Genomic DNA, 22201 nt, shown 5'->3' on the forward strand with positions numbered 1-22201 from the left:
CTTGTCTCGTTGGTGAGATCGATGGGCGGCGAGGCGCACATATGCAGAAAGGCCCGCTCCCCCAAGGTGCTGATCAACGCACAACCATCGTTCTTCGAGAGGATGTCGCTGTCGGCGGAACAGTCCCGCCACGTCTCGGAGATCACCGATGCGATCAGGAATACCAACGCCGAGCACACTCCACCTGTCCCATATGGGAGAAGGGAGCTAAGGTTCGAGAGGCCCTTGGTGATGGGCATACTCAACGTCACCCCTGACTCGTTCTCGGACGGCGGAGAATGCTTGACCAAGGAAGCCGCGGTGAGAAAATTCCAGGAGATGGTCTCGGAAGGGGCCGACATCATCGACATCGGTGCTGAATCGACAAGGCCCGGAGCGGTGCCGATATCGGAGGACGAAGAGCTCTCAAGGCTATTGCCAGTACTTAGAGAGGTGGTCAGTTCCAAGGTGCCGGTCTCAGTTGACACAAGGCACGCATCGGTGGCGGAGGAGGCGGTGCGGGCGGGGGCGAGCATCGTCAACGACATCTCCGGGCTGAGGGACCCTGAGATGACCGAGGTCGTGGCAAGGAGCGGCTGTCCGGTTGTGGCCATGCATATGAGAGGGGACCCCCAGAACATGCAGTCCCTGACCGTCTATGAGGACCTGTTGGGGGACATCCATACTGAGCTCGCGAGGATCTTGCAGAGGGCAGAGGCCGGCGGCATCCAAAGAGAGAAGGTGATCCTGGACCCCGGTATCGGGTTTGCCAAGACCACCGAGCAGAACCTGGAGATAATCAGAAGACTGGGAGAGCTGAGGTCGTTGGGCAGACCTCTTCTCATCGGTGCATCTAGGAAGCGCTTCATCGGAGAGATATCCGGTGGAGGGCCGAAGGAAAGATTGGCAGGTTCCATCGCCGCCGCGGTGATGGCCGTGACGAACGGTGCAAACATCGTCAGGGTCCATGATGTCGCTCCCACCGTGCAGGCCTTGAAGGTGGCGCACGCGGTGATATCGCCAACGGCCAGACCTTATTGACCGAAGAAGACGAAGATGAGCGCCAGGGCGATCATGAGACCGACGACCCCTATGAGGAAATAGATGTTCCTGTCCCGCTCCTTCCTAAGCATGGCCTCATGTTCTGATCTGCATCTGTCGGAGCAGAACCTTTCCCCGACCTCGATAGGGTCGTCGCACATGACGCAATGGTCATGAGGAGGTAGGTTCTCAGCCAACCCCTCACCCCTTGGGAGGGACCAATAGCGAGCTTATCGCGACCGCCATCGATACCTTAAGCCCATCGACGGCCAGGAAAGGAAGCACGCCGACCAATAACGCCTCGCTCAGGCCCATTCCCAGCATGGTCATCATATGGAACACGCCGCATGCGTAGATGATGCCCACCGCCCCGGTCATGGCCATGGTCAGCCTCATAATGTCCAAATTTGTGCTTCTCTCTATGATGGTCCCTAGGAACCATGAGGCAAGGACGAACCCTATCAGATAGCCCCCGGTCACGCCCATAAGCGCGGACAGACCGACCATCCCGCTGAACCATCCCAACGATGCACCTAGCCCAAGGTACATGCCCTGGGCCACTGCCCCATATCGTCCTAGGCATACCGCGCCGACCAGGACCACCAGGACCTGACCGGTGAAGGGAACCGGTGTGAAAGGAACATTGAAACGGATCTGTGCTGCCAGAGCGGTCAGGAAAGCAAAGAACAGCGCCCCCATTAGCTTCTCCATCAGGCCCGCCTCGCTCCTCCAATGGAACAGACCCTCTGACGCCCTGCATCTCAATCGTTCATAGCCGTATGCGATGTTCATCGTGTCTGTGAACCCAAAGGCGCTTGATATAGTTTATCACGGCCGCTTGAATGATGAGGGTCCGGCGCAACCCTTATTTTTGTCATATGCGATGCGAGGGGCATGTTGGACTGGAAAGTGCTTGGTAAGAAGACGCTGCCCGTTGGTATACAGGATACCTGGGAATCGAGGATAAAGGAGCTGGCAGCAAAGAAGGAGGACGGAGAAAAGTTCCTTGCGCTGTTCCATAAGGCCGACATCACCTATAAGTTCGATACGATACGGGAGCTCCACATATTCCATCTTCAAATGCCACCGACGACGAGCATGGACGAGCTCAACTACATGAAAGATTATATCCAGGCGTTAAGGAGGGCGGCCAGGTCGCCGATGGTCTCCCTCGAGGGAAAGGAACAGAAGAGCACGGTGGTTATCTCAGGGGATGAGATCGTCAACGAGTATGCCCTGCGTCATCCTGAGTATATGAAAAAATAAGGCATGGGCGCGACCGCGGTCTCACGCCGATACCTCAGAAATGATCTTTTGGAGCCTTTCGATCTTCTCGCTGGCATCACCGCTCTGCTGGTGCGAGACCCAGCTCATAAGCTTCTTCAACGCCCTTCCGGAATCGATGAGGTCACAGGCCTTGTGATACCCTTCGACCAGGTCCGCCGCATGTCCGGTTATGTAGAGGACAGGTGCAGCGTTCAGGCACACTATGTCCCTCCTGGACCCCTTGGCCTCTCCTGACAGGACACGGACCTGTTCGACCGCCTCGGCCTCCCTATTGAGCTTGCATAGAATGACGTTCTCTTCTGCCTGCTTTATCCCAAGGTCCTTGTATGAGACGGTAAAGGTATTCACCTCGCCATCGGAGCTCAGTTCCGCCACATATGTGGGCCCCAACGTCGAAAGCTCGTCCAGCCCCCGCCTCCCTTCAGCATCCGTTCCATGTACCACATAGGCGCGCTTGTATCCTATCTCCTTCATGGTCCTGACGACCGGCAGTAGCATATCTTTTGAGTAGACGCCCCTGACGCCATAGGTAGGCATGGCGGGGTTGGCCAATGAACCGGCCATGTTCAGGACCGTACCGAACCTTATCTGCGACAGGATCCTTCCGAGCGCCTGGGGATGCACTTTGCTGCTCATCCCATTGAACATGCCTATACCTGCGGACTCTATGCTCCTCTTAACCACCTGCACATCACACTCGACATCGACCCCAAGGGCCTCGACGACATCGACGGTCCCGCACCTCGAGGTGATCGCCCTAGCCCCATGCTTCGCCATGTAGATCCCGTCCGCGGCCGCTATGATGGATGCGGCGGTGGAGATGTTGAACGTCTTTATCGTGTCCATTCCGGTCCCGCAATTGTCCACAAGCGGTCCTGAGACCTCGGGCCTCACCTTCATGGTATCTATCTCATATATCGCCTCCCAGCTACCAGCCAGCTCCTCTGGTGTGGCGCCTTTTGCGGTCATCGCGGCCAAGAAGGCCCCTTGTTGGAGGTCTGGCTGAGAGTTGAGCAATACCTCTCTGAAGAGGTCCCTGGCCTCGGCCCTAGTAAGGTTCTTTCCTCTGATCAGCGCATCGACCTTGCTTCCAAAATACTTCAAGCTCTCTTCCATCTGAACACCTTAAAATCTTGTCACCACTGTCTTCATCCCGATCCTTGCCTCTGACCTTACGAATGCCCTCGGCAGCTCCTCCAGAGAGATCTTCTCTGTGATGAGCCAATCCAGGTCCACCTCACCATCCATCACCATCCGCACGGCCTCCCGGTCCTGCCTTGATGAGCAGCCATAGGCCCCCACCAGGGCGATTTCTTTGTAATGCAGACCTCTCACATCGAACGGGACCTCGTAGTTCCCTTTTTTCGGCCCAGAGAAGACCGATATCCTTCCCTGAGGGGCCATGAGCCTGAGCAACCAATTATCGACACGGACCTCGGGGGTCGCCATGAGGGCCACGTCCACCCCATCGCCTCCGGTCTCATCGATGACCGCCTCTACTATGTCCTCCTTGCCGGGGTCGATCATCCGGTCCACCAACATCCTAGGGATGATGCTTCTCCTGCTCTCAAGGTGCTCGGTCATGATCACCTTTCCAACCCCTTTCGCCCTTGCCAATATTGCATGAAGGCACCCGATCGGCCCCCCTCCGAATATCAGCACCGTGTCACCGTTGCCAACTCTGGCAAGCTCTTGTCCGTTGATACAGCAGGCCAAAGGCTCCGCAAGGGAGACGGCAGCGGCATCGCTCCCTTCTGGCAAAGGGACGACCCCCCTTGCCATTATGGACTCTTTAGGGAGGGAGACCTTCTGTGCGAATCCCCCGTCCCTGTTGAACCCTAAGATCCCGATGTGGAGGCATTGATTGTCTATCCCCCTTCTACAAGGCCTGCATTCCGAGCAAACTATCCCGGGCCATACCTGGACGAGCTGACCCTCCTTTAACTTTTCAGAATCAGAGATGGAGACCCTTCCGACGATCTCATGGCCGAGGATCCTGGGATAGATAAGGTCCTTATGACCGTTCGCGAGCATCTTGACATCGGTACCACAGATCGCGCTGGCAACCACATCGATGACGATCCCGCCCTCAGGGAGGACAGGGTCGTCCATCTCCTCGACCCGGAGATCGTTCGGCCCATGCATGACCGCAGCCCGCATCTGAGTTGGATATAACATCCAATTATATAAATTGGATGAATCATCCAATCCATGAGACCATACTGCCTGACTTCTTGTGAGGGTCCTGGGCCATCTCACCTTGATAAAGGCCTATCATAGATATTCAGTTTCTTGCCATTCGCCATGGCCTTTCTCTTCCATTTCCTATTGTGGGACATAAGGTAGATCAGCTCGGACATAGGTCTACTTGCCATGAGGTCCGCCGCCTCGTCAGGTACGTCCTGACCATCGGCCAAGGCGTCAGTGGCGAGCTCGAGGGCCTGGGCGGCCGACCTCCCTTTGCTTCCCACCTCAGCCAAGGTCTTCCCATCAAGCGACATCCCCATCGGGAATCTAAGGCCGCCAAGATATCGGATTCCCACCGATGAACAAAAATTTTTGATGATGGCCAGAGACACGTCCAGGTCCCGTGGGTCAGGAGAGTCGCAGTTCCCGATGGCAATGAGCGATGGTCTTTGCCATCCCACCGGTCGTTCGTCCCTTAAGAGCTCCATCCACCTGATGACGTCCGATGGGAGGGAGTCCATCAAAAGCGGATAACTGAGCACCAAAATATCAGATGTGGCCACATCTTCCATCATCCCATCATAGCTCTCTTTGGACCAGATGTCATCCACCAGGTAATGGATGCTGACCGAAAATCCCTTATTCTTCAGGAGGTCCAGCATGTACGCTCCCAATGTCGATGATACAGACCCCTCAGTCCTCGGACATCCGACCAGCAAAGTGGCCTTGGTCATCTGGCCACCTTCATGTTCATGATAGTGGATTCGACAAGCTCGCGCACGTTCTTTTCAGGTTCCCCTTTCCAGAGGACAAGGCTTTTTGAATGTCCGCTCCTAAGGGTCCTTCCATTCTGCCTGATGAGCATCCTGTACGTCTCCGTCTCCTCACGGTCGATCTCATCGCATACGGCTATCCCAAGCATACTTGGATAGCGATGATATCTGGCCATCCGTTCGACGCCATCCGCCTCCGCGATGAGATACGGCATCAATATACCGGCCAGACGGTCCAAAGCCCTTTTGATGAGCGATGAATGACCACCGAACGTCATTCTAGATATCAATACCACGATATCCGAGGACATCCAGGCCCGCATGATCTCCATGCCATCATCGTTGATACCACAGATGCCAGGTGACAAGGTCCAACAATCTCTGCAGCCGGTACAGGGCATCAACTTTCTATCGCCCAATCTGATCATCTCATGGTGGACCTTCCTTTCTGTGAGGATCTCCTCAAGTACTGAAGCAACCCGCTTGGATGCATCATCAGGTCCTATGGAACCATCAAGGATCAAAACCTTCATCCTGACCGGTCGGAAATAGAACGCTCAAGGACATAACCGTTGGCATCATGGCACGATGGGTAAAGCATCTCGGTGCCACGAAAGATTGATAATGCCAAGGCACGGTGGGCATGGCATTGAGACGCTGTCGTATGATGTCAGGGGCGTTGTTGACCGTAGCGGTGGTCTTTCTGATAATGGTCGCCCCAATCACGGTCCATATGCCCTTCTCAGGACATTCGTTCAAGGGGGGACAGGCGACCGACGACGATGGATTGTCTTTTATCGCTGACGACACCGAGGACGGACCAAGCTCATCGGACACTGTGGACGTAAATATTCCACCTCCCCGGTCAAACAGTCTCACGGGTCTGACCATGACGATAGATTTCAGCTATATCGATCGAAACGGCCTTTGCACGATCCCATGCGCCGGTGCCCTTGTTATGCTGACCATGATCGGCATAGAAGGGAAGGAGGATGTGGCCATCTCCTATACAGACTATGAGGGAAGGGCGGTCTTCCACGGCCTTACAAATGGGACATATGTGGCCAACATCTTTACAAAGGACGAAGGGTACGTCCAGGTGGTGGGCCCCGAGGGCCAATTATATTCCTGGTCGACCGAGCCCGTCCGTGCAAGCTCTGATGTCATCGTCACATTATCAATAGATGACGATTCCAGAGCGGCCTGGTCGTCTTTTACCTCGGTCCGATCAGGTGCGGCCTGGCTTAAGGACAATGTAGACTGGGAGAGAAAGATGGTGACAATTGTATGGCCTACGGAGGGATTGGCCCATTGTCATGGCGATGAGATCCACTTGCCAGGACCGATGGACTTCTCATCAGATGCCTGGGTCCCAAAGGTCGTGCTCCATGAGTATGGTCATGCGGTACATTATGCTCTAAGGGGTGACAGCTTCCCCGATTATGAAGGTCCAGAAAAACATTACATCGACAGCGAGACCAATGCAAGGTTCGCCTTTCTCGAGGGATGGGCCGAGTTCTTCTCGGCCGCGGCGATGGGAGACCCGACATTCGGTGGGTCCTGCATCGAAATGACCATGTTCGCCGACAGCCTTAGCTCAAATGGTGATTATGGCGATTGGGATGGGAACGAGGTCGAGGGGGCGGTAGCGAACGTCCTATGGGATATTTTTGACGGCATCTCGGAGGACGACCACCCTCTCTATCTTCCGTCGGCAAAGGGAGATCAAGTGGACCGTCGATTGCAGGACCTATGGGAAATAATGGTCTCTGAAAGACCAGAGGAGATGATGGATATCTGGAGGGCATGGGATAATAAGACATCCTCTTTGGTGGATATCTTCAGGTATGCCAGGTTCGACGTGGACCTTGTAAGGCCGTCGAACCCGACCGGTTTCGTCTCAAGCCATAAGGTAATGGCCTCATCAAAGGACTCAACGATCAGCATCGCGCTGATTGGTGCAGAGGACGACAGCTCGATGCCCATATGGTATTCCATCATCTGGGATGACCGCCCTGATACTGAGCCTGACGACATCGTCGACATATGTTCGGACAGTTTGACCAGCCCGTCCTTGCCTCCAGGTATCTGGTACCTCCATGTCAGGTCGATAGACTATTCTGGGAACGTGGCCAATGGCACCTTGCACCTTGGACCTTTTCTTATCGAAGAAGGGGCCACTGATATATCGGACAGCGATGGCCATAGCGGTCTCAACGGCACGCTTCTGATGGACATCCTTATTTTGATCGGGACCATCATGATGGCGGTCATCCTAATCATCATCGTGATGAAGATGGTAAGAAGACCCCAGGAGGGCGATGTAGGCATGACCGATTGCCAAAGATCCAGCATCAATATCCATCCCTATACGCATCGTTACGGACCTCGTGATATCTATTCCATTGACCATCAGATCGGATGCGATGAGAACTTCTGTCCCTATTGTGGGAAAAAGGACCTTCATGGTCTGTTCTGCGCGTACTGTGGAAAAAGGCTGCGATGATCTGTCCTGGCTCGACCTGACAACTTATTATTGATAAAAAGTGTTCCTGGGCACATGCGCAGAAAGGATAGGGAAGTGACCGACAGGGCGGTCATCGACGATGTGATATCCAGTGCAAGGGTCTGCAGGATCGGGCTTGTGGATGGAGAAGAGGCATACATCGTCCCTATGAACTTTGGTTATGGGGAGGGGTGCCTTTGGTTCCATTCCGCCTTGGAGGGAAGGAAGGTCGAACTCATCAAGAGAAATGGGAAGGCCACCTTCGAGATCGACATCGACCATGGGCTGGTCATGGACAAGGTCGCGGACAAATGTACCAATCATTATGTCTGCGTCATGGGAAAAGGCCCCATCACCATAGTCGAAGGAGAAGAAAAGATGAAGGGCATACGCTACCTGATGGCCCATTACACATCAGACAACTACAAGATGACGGACAGGTGCGCGCCCAAGGCCCACATCTTTAAGCTCATCATTGAGTCTATGACGTGCAAGAGGAATCCTTGATCAATGATCCATGTTGACCGTCTTTCCTCCCTCGGTCATGACCATGTATGTACGAAGTGGTATCTCCTTTGCTGCGAGCTCCATTGCCTTTTTAACCAATTTCTTCGAGACACGGCAGCACGGCACCTCCATGTGGAGCAGCGTGACGTCCTTTATGTCATTGGCCTTGAGGATGGCCGCCAGTTTGTCGACGAACTCGTCATTGTCATCAAGCTTCGGGCATCCGATAAGGACTACTCGGTCCCTGATGAAGTCGCGTTGGATATTCCCACATGCGAAGGCGGTGCAGTCGGCCGCGATCAGCAACCTCGCCCCCTTAAGGTAGGGAGCGTTTATCGGAACAAGGCGCATCTGGATGGGCCAAGTGCTCAGCTGCGAGGCATTTTCTCCTGGTGAGGAAGGAGGGATGGACCTGAACTTTCTCGGCCCAGACCCTGGACATGCCTGTATCGGGATGTCGTCGCAGCTCTTCTTCGCCAAGTGTTCCTTCACGGCCTCCTCATCGAACCCGTCGGCATCCCTTTCGACTATCTCAAGGGCGTTTGTCGGACATTCACCAATGCATGCGCCTAGACCATCGCAGAACCTGTCGTTGATGACCTTCGCCTTACCGTCGACGATCTCTATCGCCCCCTCAGCGCATGCCGTCACGCAGTTGCCGCAGCCATTGCAGAGCGACTCATCGATCTGAACTATCTTCCTCTTCACCATGGTCCTTTCCACGAATCTGCCGATATTAAATACTTTTAACATTTTCGACAGATAGATATGTCAATATCTTCATCAGCGCCTGACCAGGTGTCCCCATGGGAGAGAGCCTCAGGATCGTCCAGGTGAACCCTTTCTATTATCCGTTCCGAGGTGGGATAGAGCATCGGATACATAACATCAGTAAAAGGCTTGCAACGAAGCACGAGGTTCACGTGCTCACGGCACAGCTCCCAGATACGACACCGAGGGAGATCATTGATGGTTATGAGGTCGTCAGGCTCCCTTCGAGATTCTATGGGAATTACAATCCTCCTTATGTGTCCACGCCTGGCCTGATGGAGGCATTGGAGGAGCTCAGACCAGATATCGTTGATCTTCATTACAGGTGGGCGCCCAGCTATACCAGGCTGGCGAGGAAGTATCAAGGGAGGAAGGTGTTCACATTCCATAACACCTTCGGCGAGGGGGCCGGGCTGACCAGGCTCCCTTCCCTGGTCAACGATCATTTATGGCTAAAGCATCTGGGCAAATTCGAGAAGGTGGTCTGCATCAGCGAATTCATCAGGAACGACCTTATCAGAAGGGGGCTCTGCCAGGAAAGATTGATCACAATACCAAATGGCGTGGACCTGCCAGACGGTGATATTAAAATTGAAGAGAAGGACTTCATCTTATTCGTCGGCAGGCTTGTTGGGACCAAGGGCCTTCCATACCTGGTCAGGGCGATGAAGCACATTGATTCGAGATTGGTCATCGTCGGGGGAGGGCCAGAGGAGAAAAGATTAAAAGCGCTGATCTCAAGGACCGGGCTGGGATCGAAGATCGAGATGACAGGAAAGGTCTCAGAAGATCGTAAGAAAGAGCTGCTGGCTTCCTGTAAGCTTTTTGTCATGCCCTCCCTTTTTGAATCTTACGGGATAGCCGTGGCAGAGGCAATGTCCTATGGTAAGGCGATAGTCGCCACGGACGTTGGCGGCCTACCGGAAGTGGTAGGCCAGGGAGGGCTCTTGTGCCGACCGAGAGATGCAACGGACCTGGCAGATAAGGTAAATCAGCTTTTGTCGGACGAAAGGGAGAGGATGATTAAAGGAATGGATGCGCGAGAGCATGTTAATAAATTTTCTTGGGACTTTATTGCCAATAAATATGAAGGATTGATAAATCAAATGGAACACTTGATATATTGATGCCGAACCTAATTAAAGTAGATTCAAATGGGCAAAATTTTTTATAAAGATTTAATGGATTTTGATATAATGGATAAAATAGAAATAATAAAATATAGTATTCATGTTTAAGGTCAAACATGATATTTTATATTTAAATTTATTAATAAAACAAACAATTAGTTAAATCTCATATAAATTTAATTCATATTAGCATCAAAATCTGCAATATATATAAAAAATATATAATATTATATTATTAATATATATAAAATATGTAAAATTGAACATAAAATAGTAAAATATTTTAAATGTTACAATCAAATGATATTTTGCTATAAATATGGTTTTACTGTATTAGGAAATTATTAAATCAATCGCATTTTATTCTAATATCAATTTTCCATGAGAAATGAATATTTATTATGGGCAAAGGCGGAGAAAAATAATCCTAACAATTACCATCCTCTTCTTTATCATTTAATAGATTCCTCATCTGTAGCCTTTGAAATGTGGGAGAGGTGTATATGCAGGTCCACTCGAACTAAAATTTCAAAATTTTTAAATCTAAATGAAAATGAAGCGAGGGCATGGGTAGCTTTTCTAACAGGTTGCCATGATATAGGTAAAGCAACGCCAGCATTTCAAAAAAAAATTGAAACACTAAAAAGGGAATTAGAAGACAATGGTTTAATTTTTTTTAATGGAAATCGTCATCATAGCTTACTATCACAGCATATTGTTCAATCACATTTTTCAGGAATAATCGAAAATAATCTTTTAGATATATTTTCAGCTGCGATAGGAGCTCACCACGGCATTTATCTTTCGATCGGAGACCTTCAATATATTGATTATAATGATTTAGGAGACAATTCCTGGAGAGAGATAAGATCTTCATTTTTGCAAAATCTCTCTGATTTATATTTAGGTGATTGCATCTCGAAACCACATATTCTTGAGCAAGATTTCACAAACCCCTTTTTGATTATTATCAGCGGTATAATTTCGGTAGCTGATTGGATAGCATCATCTGAAGAATTCTTTCCATACAAACAAGAAATACTATCTCCGAAAGATTATGCTGAAAAATCCAAAATCCAAGCCAAGAATGCCTTGACTGCACTAAATTGGCCTGAAATCCAAGAATTTCATGTACCAAATACTTTTCGTGAGTTGTTCCCTAAAATTGAGACGCCTTTCCCTTTGCAGGTCGAGGTGGAAAACATATCAAATATGCTGAGTAGACCAGGCATGGTTATTATCGAAGCCCCGATGGGGGAGGGAAAGACTGAAGCAGCATTATATTTAATGGAGAACTGGAATTACAGAACAGGAAATTCTGGTCTATATCTTGCTTTACCAACGATGGCCACTGCAAATCAAATGTTCCAAAGACTCCAAGATTATTTTTTAAGTATACCGATCACCATAAAACGAAATATTGCATTGGTCCACGGTCACGCCGTCATATCAAATCGCCACCTAACCCTATCAGTGACAAATATTCTCGATGAAATTGAAGATTCTCTTTCCATATCAGAGTGGTTTACATATCGGAAGCGGGGTTTATTATCTCCATTTGGAGCAGGTACTATTGATCAGACATTTTTAGGTGTGATGCCAACCAAGCACTTTTTTGTTCGATTATTTGGGATGGCTGGAAAGACCGTAATTTTTGATGAGGTCCACGCCTACGATGTTTACATGTCTCAAATTTTGGAAAGGGAGTTGGAATGGTTATCCGCTTTAGGATCAAATGTAATAATTTTATCCGCGACTCTCCCTAAGGAACGTTTAAGCAATCTTATAGCTGCGTATGGGGGTGAAACACACGACTTTTTATATGAAAAATATCCCAGATTAACTATAGTATTGGAAAGTCACACGCAGATGCATCATTTCCCTTCTGCTTCTGAGTTAGGAATTAGAAATACATTAAACATCAGTCTTCAATGGTTACCAGATGATATAGAGAAAATAGTTGAAAAAGCTCTACAGCAAATATCATCCGGTGGATTCATAGCGGTATTATGCAACACTGTGAAGTATGCCCAATCAGTTTATCAGGCCTTTAAATTAGTGATTGAGAAAGATATTGAAATTTACTTGTTGCATTCGCGTTTTCCTTATGAAGATCGTGCCAACCGTGAAAAAATCTGTTTATCTTTGTATGGTAAAAATGAGAGAGATGCTAATCGAAAATGTATATTAGTCACTACTCAAATCGTTGAACAAAGCCTTGACTTAGATTTCGATGTGATAATTACACAGCTGGCACCAATTGATTTATTATTACAAAGATTTGGGAGATTGCATCGCCATGAAAGAAAAAACCGTCCTAAAATCCTTAGAGAGCCGAGAGCATTCATCATCAAACCGCTCGTTAATTACAAAGGGAAAATTGATTTTGGGGACACTTCGAAAATATATTCTAATTATGTACTCATGCGTACCATGGCCGTGCTCAATAGCCTATCTAAAATAATTATTCCAAACGATATTGACAATCTTGTAGAGGCTGTGTACGGTAAAATAGCACCAAAAATGCCTTTGGAATGGTGTGAAGATTTTGAAGTTGCCGAGAAGGAATATTTAAAGGTAAGGGAAGAGTATAAAGCATTGGCCGAGAAAAATATTATTTTTCCTCCAGACTATCGCGATTTAATATCATTCCCATTGGAATATTTAGAGGAGGACAACCAAAATATACATCAATCCCTACAGGCTTTGACAAGAATTAGTTCACCATCAATCAACTTAATTTGTCTGTTTAAAATCGGAACTAATGTGTACGTAGATCGTTTCGGTGAAATTTTAGCAGATATTAATGACACCAGCGACAACAATGTCGCTCGATTGCTGTTGCGAGCCGTTTCAATAAATAATCCATATGTGATATGCCATTTTAACAAGAATGTAGAAACTCCTGATTCATGGAAAAAAAATGTAATTTTAAAAAATCATAAGCCCCTCATTTTTTCTGAAAACGAAATGAAAGGCAGATTTACTTATAGGTGCGAAGGCGCGTTCATTATACTCGATGAGGATTTAGGAATACTAATAGAATAGAAGGAGGACCATTGTTGCAGGCCAGTTATAATCTCGTTCATGAAAGTTGGATACCTTGTGAGTTATTAGACGGTAAAATAAAATGTGTTAGTTTAGAAGAAATTTTTAACTTTCATGAACAGATATTCGATATAAGGCACCATTCCCCATTGGTCAGAATGGCCGTTTATCGTCTGTTGATTACAATCGTAGAAAGATGTGAGGAACCTAGAGATACATTAATGTTGTCTAAAATCTGGAAAAACGGTCTTGATATTAAAAAGATTATTGACTATCTTAACACTTGGAAACATCGCTTCGACATCTTCGATGAAGAGCGTCCATTTTATCAAGTTCCTCAATTCAGAGTAGGTTCACCTACTACAATACGGAAGTTAATGCATGAGAAGGCAAGCCATAATAACGCAACTTTATTCGATCACAGTTTTGATGAAGATATTTTTTCAATAAGTCCCGCCGAGTCTGCCTTATTACTATTAGCAAACCAATCTTATGCGGTAGGAGGGGGAAAAAGCTCTACAGCCGATAATTTCAGGGACGCACCTTTGGTTGGAAAGGTACCCTTGGTATTAAAAGGGAAAAATCTTGGAGAAACTATCAGACTGAATTTAATCAATTACGACTCTAAGCAACCAAAGGTATTATTGACAGGGGCCTCGGGGTTTAGTGATTTTGATCTTCCCGCATGGGAGGCAGATCAACCCTCGGCAGCCAGTACGAAGAGAGAAGTTAGAGGGTTGCTGGATTATTATACCTGGCAGTCGAGAGCTATACGATTACTGCCGGAATTAGGTAATGGTAATATCTCAGTAAGTAGAATGTATTTTTCCCAGGGGGTTGAACTAGGTGACTTGTCAAAACAAATTATTAGAGACCCTATGGTACCATATGTTTACAACAAGAAGTCAGGCATAAGGCCGGAAAAATTAGATATCTCAAAATCCCAATGGCGTTCTCTGCCAGCTTTATTGCACTCTGTGCCCGGTCAAATTATAATGCCGAAGACAATCGATACTGTTAGTCTATTAATAAATAGAGGGATATTAAAAAAAGATGCTAGATTAGGTCTTGAAATTCTAGGTCTTTATAACAATGAGGCAAAAATTAATCAATGGTCCCAATCGATTATACCTTTACCTTCGAAATTTATTGTGGATAATTCGCTCTTATCTGAAATGGACCTTGCAATAAAAAATTGTGAGGCTGCAGGCAATATATTGAGGAAAGCAATAGACAATTTAACTATTAATAATGGTTCGGATGCTAATCATAAACAAATTAAATCATCGAGGGATAGCTTGAATGTGGAAAGGGTTTATTGGTCTAGATTGGAGAGTCAATTCTATGAATTGATGGATCAATTAGCCAGTGAAGAATTGCCAAAGGGAGCCCATCAACGGAATGAGATGCTAAAAAAATGGTTTGTTGAAACAGTCCATAAAAATGCAAAAGAATGTTTTGAAGAATATTCAAGGAGTTTGGAAGTCAATCCAAAGAATCTCAAGGCTTTGGTGACAACAAGATTGAAGTTTTATAAAAATTTAAAATTGGAAATAAAAAATATTTGAGGTGAGTCGCTTTGGAAAAAAAATTCAAAGATGAAAGGTTGTTGTTTGTAGATTTTTTAATATCATTGAAGGAACAAGAAAAACGTAGCCATTTAGCAACTTTACGGAAAGGTACAAAAGGGAATCCAGAAAATATGCCTCAACTTTATCCAATAATATTACCTCAATTGCCACCTGGGATGTCTAAATGGAGAGAGAAAGTATATTTTGAGATAGCAGCGTTATTCAGCATGCATCCAGAAATCTCAGACCACGGAAATTTGGGAAATACGTTTCGCGAATTACAACAAAAGAAAGAAAGCATGAATATAGAAAAAAGATTTGTAGCAATTTTGCGTGCTCACAAGGATGATTTATATGGCCGTCTTAGGCAGGCCATATCTTTGGCCAAATCTGAAGATATCGGAATAAATTGGTTACAATTATTGGAGGATCTAGAAAATTGGAATGATCGGGACAGTTATGTGCAAAAAAATTGGGCAAAATCATTTTGGGGGAATGCCAGTTCTTATTGATGATTTGAAATTGAGGAGAATGATGCGATGTTTATAGAAATGCACATTGTACAGAATTTTGGGCCAAGCTGTCTGAACAGAGATGATACCAACTCCCCTAAAGATTGTGAGTTTGGTGGATATCGTAGGGCTCGTATATCAAGTCAATGTTTTAAGAGAGCAATTCGTATGAATGATGTATTTAAGAACACCTTGAAAAACAATCTTGCAGTCAGAACTAAATTGTTACCAAAAAAATTGACGGAGAAGTTAATTGAAAATGGAAGAGACCCAAGTTCCGCTTCAAAATTGGCGCAAGAAATAGTCAAAAACATATTTGGTGAACTTGATAAGGGAAAGAGTAAAACACTTCTGTTTATAAGTAATGAAGAGATAGATTTATTATTAAATATGATAAATGAAAATTGGGACGAACTCGTAAAATTGATGAATGAAAATTCATTAAAAGAAAATAAGAATGAGAAGAATAATGAAAAAAATTCTTTTGATAAGAAATGCTCCGATCTGATTAAAAAAAGTGAAATCGTCAAAGTATCTCCTGATATTGCGTTGTTTGGTAGAATGGTCGCAGAAGGAGCGTCTTGGAATGTTGATGCCGCCTGCCAGATTGCTCATGCCATATCTACAAACATCATGAATATGGAAATGGATTTCTATGCAGCGGTGGACGATTTACAATCAAAAGAAGATAATGGCGCAGGCATGATGGGAACAATCGATTTCACCAGCGCCTGTTATTATCGTTACAGTGCCATCAACATCCCTCAACTAAAAGAGAATTTAAGAGGAGATATTGAACTTTGTAAAGCAACATTGGAGGCCTTTATTAAAGCATCTGTGATAGCTGTCCCATCTGGGAAACAAACATCCATGGCCGCTCATGACCCACCCAGTCTCGTTTTGATAATTGTTAGAGAGGAAGGGCAACCCACGTCCCTAACAAACGCATTTGTGAACCCTGTCCATCCAAGTGAAGAAAAATCATTGATCGATCTCAGTATTGATCAATTAGATAAATATGCTGGAAATATTTATGATGTTTATGGCAAAGATGGGATTAGATTTATTGGTGCATTGGCACTGGGAGACCCCCTACTATACAATCTAATAAGGCACGGAGCAATTAAAGAACCAAATATTGACAGTTTGTTGAGAAAAGTGGTTGGGGCAATCAAATGGGCGTAATTATCTTAAGGCTTGAAGGTCCGATGCAATCTTGGGGGACCTATAGCCACTTTACCGAGAGAGATACTGGCATCGAACCTTCAAAAAGCGGGGTCATTGGCATATTATGTGCTGCCCTTGGACGTCCTAGAAATGCCAATCTTGAAGATTTATGTTCTTTACGAATGACTGTATTGACGGTTAGGGAAGGGAAGATTGCCAGGGATTTTCATACAACATTAAATGTACCTAAGGCAAATAATCCAAATAGAAAAGATACTGTCATTTCCAATCGTTATTATCTAGCCGATGCCTGTTTCTTAGTTTTCTTAGAAGGGGATGATGCCTTAGTAAATGAATTGCTTAGAGCGTTAAAGAATCCCAAATGGGGGATTTATTTGGGAAGAAAATCATTCATACCAAGTGCCCCCGTTCTTTTTGAAGATAAAATTTGGTCAGGCGGAGTTGAACCCGTCGTAGAATTCGCGTTAGAGAAATTAAATTTAAAAGATAAAAAAAAGGTAAGAATAATAATTGAATCATCATCTGGAGATGGAGAGCCGCGTTGGGATGTCCCGCTATCTTTTGCTAAACGCCAATTTAAAGTCAGATATGTGCGTAATGAATGGAGATATCTCTGTGAAGGCAAGGTGAATAAATGAAGTTATTTTTCTCTCAGCTTTGTTTAAATCCTCGCTGTATGCAGGTGCTTAAGGAAATGGATAATCGATATGAATTACATCGGACCCTAATGAAAGCATTCCCCGAGGCAGAAAAAGGCGGGCCGGGCAGAGTACTCTTCAGGGTGGAAGGCACTGGAAAATTTGGTGAATGTTCAATTTTGATTCAATCTGAAAAGTGCCCGAACTGGAACAAGATTACAGTTCCAGATGATTATTTTTCAATCCCACCTAGGTTTAAAGAAGTAGAATTGTACTTCAACAAGGGAGAGAAATATCGTTATAGAATTTTAGCAAATCCAACCATAAAAAGAAATGGAACTCGTCTCGGAATCATTGACGATTCTGAGCAGAGCAATTGGTTAAAACGCAAAGCTGAAAATGGCGGTTTTGAGGTAATTAGTGAATTGCATACACCCATGGGCTTTATACGAGGCCAAAAAGGGGAAAAACCGATTACTTTAAGCTTCTACGGTGTTCAATTTGATGGTATATTGAGGGTCCGAGAACCCCAAACATTTATGGCAACTTTAAAATCTGGTGTGGGAACTGCGAAAGGGTTAGGGTTTGGTTTATTGTCTTTAGCCAGGGTGAATGGTAAAGTATGAGGATTCGAGATCTGCACGAGTTGCCCAAATTTCGTGATGGTCTTAGTTATTTATATCTGGAACATTGCCGTATAGACCAATCAGAGAATGCCATAGCTTGCAGAGATTTGGAAGGTTTGGTTAAGATTCCCTGCGCATCATTAAGCCTAATAATGCTTGGGCCAGGAACAAGCATAACCCATGAGGCGATTAAGACAATTGCAGATAATGGTTGTTTGGTCATTTGGTGTGGGGAAGAGGGGGTTCGATTCTATGCTCATGGTTCAGGAGAGACACGCTCCTCAAGAAGGTTACTATTCCAAGCGGAGATGTGTATCGATCCAATAAAAAGGCTTGAGGTCGTCAAACGCATGTATCAGATAAGATTCAAAGGGGAGGAAATCGATGGTCTGACAGTGGATGAATTAAGGGGAAAAGAGGGCATCAGGGTAAGAGGTGCATATTATAGAGCAAGTAAAAAATATGGTGTTGAATGGTATGGTAGAAATTATGAAAGGAAGAACTGGAGCAATGCAGATCCAGTAAATAGGGCTCTTTCAGCAGCTAATTCATGCCTGTACGGTCTATGTCATGCAGCTATAGTTTCCTTGGGATACTCACCGGGATTAGGATTCATCCACACAGGGAAACAATTATCGTTTGTATATGATGTGGCAGATTTATACAAGACTGATTTGTGCATCCCAATTGCATTTGAAAAAGCTGTAAATCCAGGTCCAACCTTGGAGAGGGATGTAAGAATACGTATGAGAGATTTAATTCGTGAGAATCATTTATTATCCAGAATAGTAGATGATATTGAAACCATTCTTGATATCGGAGACGATGAAGAATTATCAGAAAACGATTATGATTCAGATGCAGCTCTCCCTGGGCCTCTATGGAATTATGAATCAGTAAAGACGGGCAAACCATGTTGATAATGATTTTAGAATCTGTACCTCAGTCTTTGAGAGGAGAATTATCTAGATGGATGATTGAGCCACGTACAGGGGTTTTTATTGGTAAAGTATCTGGAGAGGTCAGAGACAAACTATGGGACAAATGTTTGGAATCAAAAAAATTTGGGAGCGTCATTCAGATATGGAATTCTAATAACGAACAGGGATTCTCAGCGAGAGCTTATGGTTTAAAATCAAAAAAATTTGTCGATTTGGATGGATTAATATTAGTTAAAGACATCGAATCATAAATATTCTAATTTACATAATGTTTATAAATGAGTATTCCCCACATGCGTGGGGGTGAACCGACCGGCCATTCCTATAAATACGTAGGATACGGGTATTCCCCACATGCGTGGGGGTGAACCGGAGATGGTGTGGGACCAGATACATAAGATCAACGTATTCCCCACATGCGTGGGGGTGAACCGGATAGATGAGATCGACGCTGAAGCAAAACGCAGTATTCCCCACATGCGTGGGGGTGAACCGATAGGTGTTATAATTGTCTAGGTCGCCGAGATGTATTCCCCACATGCGTGGGGGTGAACCGGTTCGAGATTGTACGATTGGTTTGACGACATAGTATTCCCCACATGCGTGGGGGTGAACCGATGACAGTCAAGTGACACAGCTCAGTTGTCACGTATTCCCCACATGCGTGGGGGTGAACCGTAACAGTCAGCACACATAACACTAGTCAATATCGTATTCCCCACATGCGTGGGGGTGAACCGGCACAATTATGGAGAGCGTCCCATCCAGACTAGTATTCCCCACATGCGTGGGGGTGAACCGCATTGTCCGATGTTAGAAAAAGATATCCAACAGTATTCCCCACATGCGTGGGGGTGAACCGAGGACCGCATTGCTTCAACGATACGGCATAATGTATTCCCCACATGCGTGGGGGTGAACCGTGGTCATCTCCTGAGAAGGCGTGGAATATGTCGTATTCCCCACATGCGTGGGGGTGAACCCGAAGTAGTCCTTCAGACACTGGATAGGATTAACGTATTCCCCACATGCGTGGGGGTGAACCGCGGACCATTCACATCCCCCTTGCTCAGACAGTCGTATTCCCCACATGCGTGGGGGTGAACCGGTCTACACGACACCTTGGGCGACAAATGGATTTGTATTCCCCACATGCGTGGGGGTGAACCGAGGATCGGTCATCATCCAGCATATCATCATCCGTATTCCCCACATGCGTGGGGGTGAACCCGCATCGATAACCGTCAATTATACCTGGGAGTTGTATTCCCCACATGCGTGGGGGTGAACCGACCCGCAAGGCGGTGAAGCGATGAGCGAGGAGGTATTCCCCACATGCGTGGGGGTGAACCGGATGCATATGAGGATAAAACTCATTCGACATTGTATTCCCCACATGCGTGGGGGTGAACCAAGTCCTAGTGGTATCTGGGTATGGAACGGAAAGTATTCCCCACATGCGTGGGGGTGAACCGAATTGTTCGGATGTCAAGCTGGGCATCAAGCCGTATTCCCCACATGCGTGGGGGTGAACCGATATCTATCATACTTATATCATCTACATTACCGTATTCCCCACATGCGTGGGGGTGAACCGTGGATGGAACGAGCCACCGAGCAAGGCATCAAGTATTCCCCACATGCGTGGGGGTGAACCGAGTTTATACGCTCCACTTTGAGCTTTCATAAAAGTATTCCCCACATGCGTGGGGGTGAACCGAGGAATGATAGGGGACTCCATCCGAGAAGGGAGTATTCCCCACATGCGTGGGGGTGAACCATGAAGTTCGGAGGCGCCACCAGCGAGGACTTCCGTATTCCCCACATGCGTGGGGGTGAACCGGGTACTTTCCATCTCAAAGACGTCCGACTCCAGTATTCCCCACATGCGTGGGGGTGAACCGGAAAATCTCGTCCTTTGTATAGTATTTGACCATGTATTCCCCACATGCGTGGGGGTGAACCGTGTATATCATCGAGTCCGAGCGTTGGAACGCGTGTATTCCCCACATGCGTGGGGGTGAACCGGAGCTGCGGCGGGACCTGCATGGCTCCAACGTGTATTCCCCACATGCGTGGGGGTGAACCGAAATGAACGTATGGATATCGATTACCACGGTAGTATTCCCCACATGCGTGGGGGTGAACCGACAGAACTCCAAATCGAAGGAACCGGCCCACGGTATTCCCCACATGCGTGGGGGTGAACCGAATATCAGCTGCCTGAACAGCGAGGAGTAGAAGTATTCCCCACATGCGTGGGGGTGAACCGGCAATAGAACGGGAGCTCGAGCTGCATAAGAAGTATTCCCCACATGCGTGGGGGTGAACCGAAATCGACCCCCCCTTTTTGGCGCGGCGCTGCGTATTCCCCACATGCGTGGGGGTGAACCGGTGCAGCCACTCGTTGTCCGGCCTGACCAAGGCGTATTCCCCACATGCGTGGGGGTGAACCGAACCATTATCCCTCGGGGAGCGAGGCGCAGTTGTATTCCCCACATGCGTGGGGGTGAACCGATGCCGAGAGAATGTTCGGGACTTTCATGATAGTATTCCCCACATGCGTGGGGGTGAACCGAGTAGTATCAATGGTATCGATATGAGGAATATGTATTCCCCACATGCGTGGGGGTGAACCGCCAGCCTGTCCTCGTACACCTTGAGGAACAATGTATTCCCCACATGCGTGGGGGTGAACCACTTAAAGGTGGGGGGTGTAAGATGATATTTAATGTGCGAATAGGATAGTGACCTGCCGCTGAAAATTTACGACACCAAATTAATCGATGTTCAAGTGGGTCTGTCCGGATTTGAACCGGAGTCACCAGCACCCCAAGCTGGAAGGATACCAAGCTACCCCACAGACCCTTGAAAAAATCGGGGTTGATAAAGCGTTTAGCCCAGAGGGATAAGCTCCTCGAGCAGGTCCGAGTGCGAGATGATCATGCGCCTGCAGCAATAGCGCTTCAGGCCCAGGTCGTCCAGCACTTCCTTCGGGTCCTCCCCCATCTGCACCCTCTTGACGAAGGTCTGGTATGAGCTTCCGATGACCTTGCCGCACGTGAAACATCTCACCGGTATTATCATGCCTGCTCACCTGTAGGACTTCTGCCTCTTCTTTCTGGCACCACGGCCCAGTGGCTTCTTCGGCAGCTTTCTCCTGATATCGGAGATGAGCATGGACCTGTCGAACTGCTTGACCGCCTTCTCCAGCTCCTCATCGCCGTAGTACTCCACTATCGCCTTTGCGATCGCGGTCCTTGAGGCCTCTGCCTGGCCCATCACGCCGCCACCGGAAACGTTGACGTCGATGTCCAACTTCGCCGCCTTCTCGCCCAGAAGGACCATAGGCTCCATTATCTTAAGCCGGGCGAGCTCAGGCTGCCATGCCTCGATCGGGACCGAGTTGATGCGCAGCTTGCCTGTGCCCTCGACGCACACGGCGCGAGCAACGGCCGTCTTCCTCTTTCCGCTCGTGTTGATGACCTTTGCCATG

22 protein-coding genes, 1 tRNA gene and 1 CRISPR repeat array are annotated in these 22201 nt (G+C 47.2%); of the genes, 13 read left to right on the top strand and 10 right to left on the bottom strand.

All coding sequences use genetic code 11. The features are described from left to right. The first annotated feature begins 102 nt into the window (after positions 1–102). Positions 103–1020, top strand: coding sequence for a dihydropteroate synthase (folP, locus tag HPY73_06770; GenBank protein ID QLH75712.1), 918 nt, complete (start codon positions 103–105; stop codon positions 1018–1020). On the opposite strand, the gene HPY73_06775 is transcribed toward folP, so the two are convergent. Together HPY73_06775 and HPY73_06780 are read right to left on the bottom strand one after the other, a co-directional pair. Next, positions 1014–1217, bottom strand: coding sequence for a DUF2116 family Zn-ribbon domain-containing protein (locus HPY73_06775; GenBank protein ID QLH75170.1), 204 nt, complete (start codon positions 1215–1217; stop codon positions 1014–1016). The two genes, folP and HPY73_06775, sit on opposite strands and share 7 nt — an antisense overlap. Positions 1218–1221: 4 nt before the next feature. Then, positions 1222–1812: a biotin transporter BioY gene (locus tag HPY73_06780; protein ID QLH75171.1), complete on the bottom strand. Its 591-nt coding sequence runs from the start codon at positions 1810–1812 to the stop codon at positions 1222–1224. Between the two features lie 102 nt (positions 1813–1914). On the opposite strand from HPY73_06780, the gene HPY73_06785 reads away from it, so the two are divergent. Continuing rightward, entirely contained in the window at positions 1915–2286 is a 372-nt protein-coding gene (locus tag HPY73_06785; GenBank protein QLH75172.1) for a hypothetical protein, read from the top strand. Between the two features lie 21 nt (positions 2287–2307). On the opposite strand, the gene trpD is transcribed toward HPY73_06785, so the two are convergent. The 4 genes from trpD to HPY73_06805 form a co-directional block, all read right to left on the bottom strand. Beyond that, positions 2308–3423, bottom strand: a complete 1116-nt coding sequence (gene trpD, locus HPY73_06790; GenBank protein ID QLH75173.1) for an anthranilate phosphoribosyltransferase — start codon at positions 3421–3423, stop codon at positions 2308–2310. Between the two features lie 9 nt (positions 3424–3432). Beyond that, positions 3433–4467 carry an alcohol dehydrogenase catalytic domain-containing protein gene (locus HPY73_06795; protein ID QLH75174.1) on the bottom strand — a complete coding sequence of 345 codons (1035 nt, stop codon included), beginning with the start codon at positions 4465–4467 and terminating at the stop codon, positions 3433–3435. A gap of 95 nt (positions 4468–4562) precedes the next feature. After that, a complete protein-coding gene (locus tag HPY73_06800; GenBank protein QLH75175.1) occupies positions 4563–5228 on the bottom strand; it encodes a hypothetical protein in 666 nt (221 codons plus the stop codon). Beyond that, positions 5225–5800 carry a flavodoxin family protein gene (locus HPY73_06805; protein QLH75176.1) on the bottom strand — a complete coding sequence of 192 codons (576 nt, stop codon included), beginning with the start codon at positions 5798–5800 and terminating at the stop codon, positions 5225–5227. Before HPY73_06805 ends, HPY73_06800 begins: the two co-directional genes overlap by 4 nt. 149 nt (positions 5801–5949) lie before the next feature. On the opposite strand from HPY73_06805, the gene HPY73_06810 reads away from it, so the two are divergent. Further along, the gene (locus HPY73_06810) at positions 5950–7773 is read left to right on the top strand and encodes a hypothetical protein (protein ID QLH75177.1); all 1824 of its coding nucleotides are present in this window, start codon (positions 5950–5952) and stop codon (positions 7771–7773) included. A 54-nt stretch (positions 7774–7827) separates the two neighbouring features. Further along, positions 7828–8280, top strand: a complete 453-nt coding sequence (locus HPY73_06815; protein ID QLH75178.1) for a pyridoxamine 5'-phosphate oxidase family protein — start codon at positions 7828–7830, stop codon at positions 8278–8280. Here the strand turns inward: HPY73_06815 and HPY73_06820 are convergent, their stop codons facing one another. Continuing rightward, a complete protein-coding gene (locus HPY73_06820; protein ID QLH75179.1) occupies positions 8281–8991 on the bottom strand; it encodes a 4Fe-4S binding protein in 711 nt (236 codons plus the stop codon). Between the two features lie 95 nt (positions 8992–9086). On the opposite strand from HPY73_06820, the gene HPY73_06825 reads away from it, so the two are divergent. From HPY73_06825 to cas2e, 9 genes are all read left to right on the top strand, one after another. Then, positions 9087–10178, top strand: coding sequence for a glycosyltransferase family 4 protein (locus HPY73_06825; protein ID QLH75180.1), 1092 nt, complete (start codon positions 9087–9089; stop codon positions 10176–10178). A 384-nt stretch (positions 10179–10562) separates the two neighbouring features. Further along, complete coding sequence (gene cas3, locus HPY73_06830) at positions 10563–13229, top strand: CRISPR-associated helicase Cas3' (protein QLH75181.1); 2667 nt, start codon at positions 10563–10565, stop codon at positions 13227–13229. A gap of 11 nt (positions 13230–13240) precedes the next feature. Beyond that, positions 13241–14797 (top strand): type I-E CRISPR-associated protein Cse1/CasA, encoded by a 1557-nt coding sequence (gene casA, locus HPY73_06835; protein QLH75182.1) that lies wholly within the window; start codon positions 13241–13243, stop codon positions 14795–14797. Between the two features lie 11 nt (positions 14798–14808). Beyond that, positions 14809–15312, top strand: coding sequence for a type I-E CRISPR-associated protein Cse2/CasB (casB, locus tag HPY73_06840; GenBank protein ID QLH75183.1), 504 nt, complete (start codon positions 14809–14811; stop codon positions 15310–15312). A gap of 39 nt (positions 15313–15351) precedes the next feature. Then, the gene (gene cas7e / locus HPY73_06845) at positions 15352–16497 is read left to right on the top strand and encodes a type I-E CRISPR-associated protein Cas7/Cse4/CasC (protein ID QLH75184.1); all 1146 of its coding nucleotides are present in this window, start codon (positions 15352–15354) and stop codon (positions 16495–16497) included. Then, positions 16488–17138: a type I-E CRISPR-associated protein Cas5/CasD gene (gene cas5e / locus HPY73_06850; GenBank protein QLH75185.1), complete on the top strand. Its 651-nt coding sequence runs from the start codon at positions 16488–16490 to the stop codon at positions 17136–17138. Before cas7e ends, cas5e begins: the two co-directional genes overlap by 10 nt. Continuing rightward, the gene (gene cas6e, locus HPY73_06855; protein QLH75186.1) at positions 17135–17764 is read left to right on the top strand and encodes a type I-E CRISPR-associated protein Cas6/Cse3/CasE; all 630 of its coding nucleotides are present in this window, start codon (positions 17135–17137) and stop codon (positions 17762–17764) included. Before cas5e ends, cas6e begins: the two co-directional genes overlap by 4 nt. Next, a complete protein-coding gene (gene cas1e / locus HPY73_06860) occupies positions 17761–18684 on the top strand; it encodes a type I-E CRISPR-associated endonuclease Cas1 (GenBank protein QLH75187.1) in 924 nt (307 codons plus the stop codon). Before cas6e ends, cas1e begins: the two co-directional genes overlap by 4 nt. Then, entirely contained in the window at positions 18678–18956 is a 279-nt protein-coding gene (cas2e, locus tag HPY73_06865) for a type I-E CRISPR-associated endoribonuclease Cas2 (GenBank protein QLH75188.1), read from the top strand. Before cas1e ends, cas2e begins: the two co-directional genes overlap by 7 nt. 31 nt (positions 18957–18987) lie before the next feature. Further along, a CRISPR array of direct repeats spans positions 18988–21405; the repeat unit is 29 nt; unit sequence GTATTCCCCACATGCGTGGGGGTGAACCG. 95 nt (positions 21406–21500) lie between these two features. On the opposite strand, the gene HPY73_06870 is transcribed toward cas2e, so the two are convergent. From HPY73_06870 to HPY73_06880, 3 genes are all read right to left on the bottom strand, one after another. Then, a tRNA-Pro gene (locus HPY73_06870) sits at positions 21501–21573 on the bottom strand. Between the two features lie 27 nt (positions 21574–21600). Next, positions 21601–21792, bottom strand: a complete 192-nt coding sequence (locus tag HPY73_06875; GenBank protein ID QLH75189.1) for a DNA-directed RNA polymerase subunit N — start codon at positions 21790–21792, stop codon at positions 21601–21603. 6 nt (positions 21793–21798) lie between these two features. Continuing rightward, positions 21799–22200, bottom strand: coding sequence for a 30S ribosomal protein S9 (locus tag HPY73_06880; GenBank protein QLH75190.1), 402 nt, complete (start codon positions 22198–22200; stop codon positions 21799–21801). Position 22201: the final 1 nt, after the last annotated feature.

This window comes from Methanomassiliicoccales archaeon, assembly GCA_013415865.1.
GTDB lineage: Archaea > Thermoplasmatota > Thermoplasmata > Methanomassiliicoccales > UBA472 > MVRC01.

Bases quoted from the DNA above. Each gene is read 5' to 3' on its own strand.
- HPY73_06820 (QLH75179.1), bottom strand. From the start codon at position 8,991: ATGGTGAAGAGGAAGATAGTTCAGATCGATGAGTCGCTCTGCAATGGC.
- HPY73_06815 (QLH75178.1), top strand. From the start codon at position 7,828: ATGCGCAGAAAGGATAGGGAAGTGACCGACAGGGCGGTCATCGACGAT.
- cas6e (QLH75186.1), top strand. From the start codon at position 17,135: ATGAAGTTATTTTTCTCTCAGCTTTGTTTAAATCCTCGCTGTATGCAG.
- HPY73_06785 (QLH75172.1), top strand. From the start codon at position 1,915: ATGTTGGACTGGAAAGTGCTTGGTAAGAAGACGCTGCCCGTTGGTATA.
- trpD (QLH75173.1), bottom strand. From the start codon at position 3,423: ATGGAAGAGAGCTTGAAGTATTTTGGAAGCAAGGTCGATGCGCTGATC.
- HPY73_06780 (QLH75171.1), bottom strand. From the start codon at position 1,812: ATGAACATCGCATACGGCTATGAACGATTGAGATGCAGGGCGTCAGAG.
- HPY73_06805 (QLH75176.1), bottom strand. From the start codon at position 5,800: ATGAAGGTTTTGATCCTTGATGGTTCCATAGGACCTGATGATGCATCC.
- cas5e (QLH75185.1), top strand. From the start codon at position 16,488: ATGGGCGTAATTATCTTAAGGCTTGAAGGTCCGATGCAATCTTGGGGG.
- cas1e (QLH75187.1), top strand. From the start codon at position 17,761: ATGAGGATTCGAGATCTGCACGAGTTGCCCAAATTTCGTGATGGTCTT.
- HPY73_06795 (QLH75174.1), bottom strand. From the start codon at position 4,467: ATGCGGGCTGCGGTCATGCATGGGCCGAACGATCTCCGGGTCGAGGAG.
- HPY73_06880 (QLH75190.1), bottom strand. From the start codon at position 22,200: ATGGCAAAGGTCATCAACACGAGCGGAAAGAGGAAGACGGCCGTTGCT.
- HPY73_06800 (QLH75175.1), bottom strand. From the start codon at position 5,228: ATGACCAAGGCCACTTTGCTGGTCGGATGTCCGAGGACTGAGGGGTCT.
- cas2e (QLH75188.1), top strand. From the start codon at position 18,678: ATGTTGATAATGATTTTAGAATCTGTACCTCAGTCTTTGAGAGGAGAA.
- cas3 (QLH75181.1), top strand. From the start codon at position 10,563: ATGAGAAATGAATATTTATTATGGGCAAAGGCGGAGAAAAATAATCCT.
- HPY73_06825 (QLH75180.1), top strand. From the start codon at position 9,087: ATGGGAGAGAGCCTCAGGATCGTCCAGGTGAACCCTTTCTATTATCCG.
- cas7e (QLH75184.1), top strand. From the start codon at position 15,352: ATGCACATTGTACAGAATTTTGGGCCAAGCTGTCTGAACAGAGATGAT.
- HPY73_06875 (QLH75189.1), bottom strand. From the start codon at position 21,792: ATGATAATACCGGTGAGATGTTTCACGTGCGGCAAGGTCATCGGAAGC.
- folP (QLH75712.1), top strand. From the start codon at position 103: ATGTCGCTGTCGGCGGAACAGTCCCGCCACGTCTCGGAGATCACCGAT.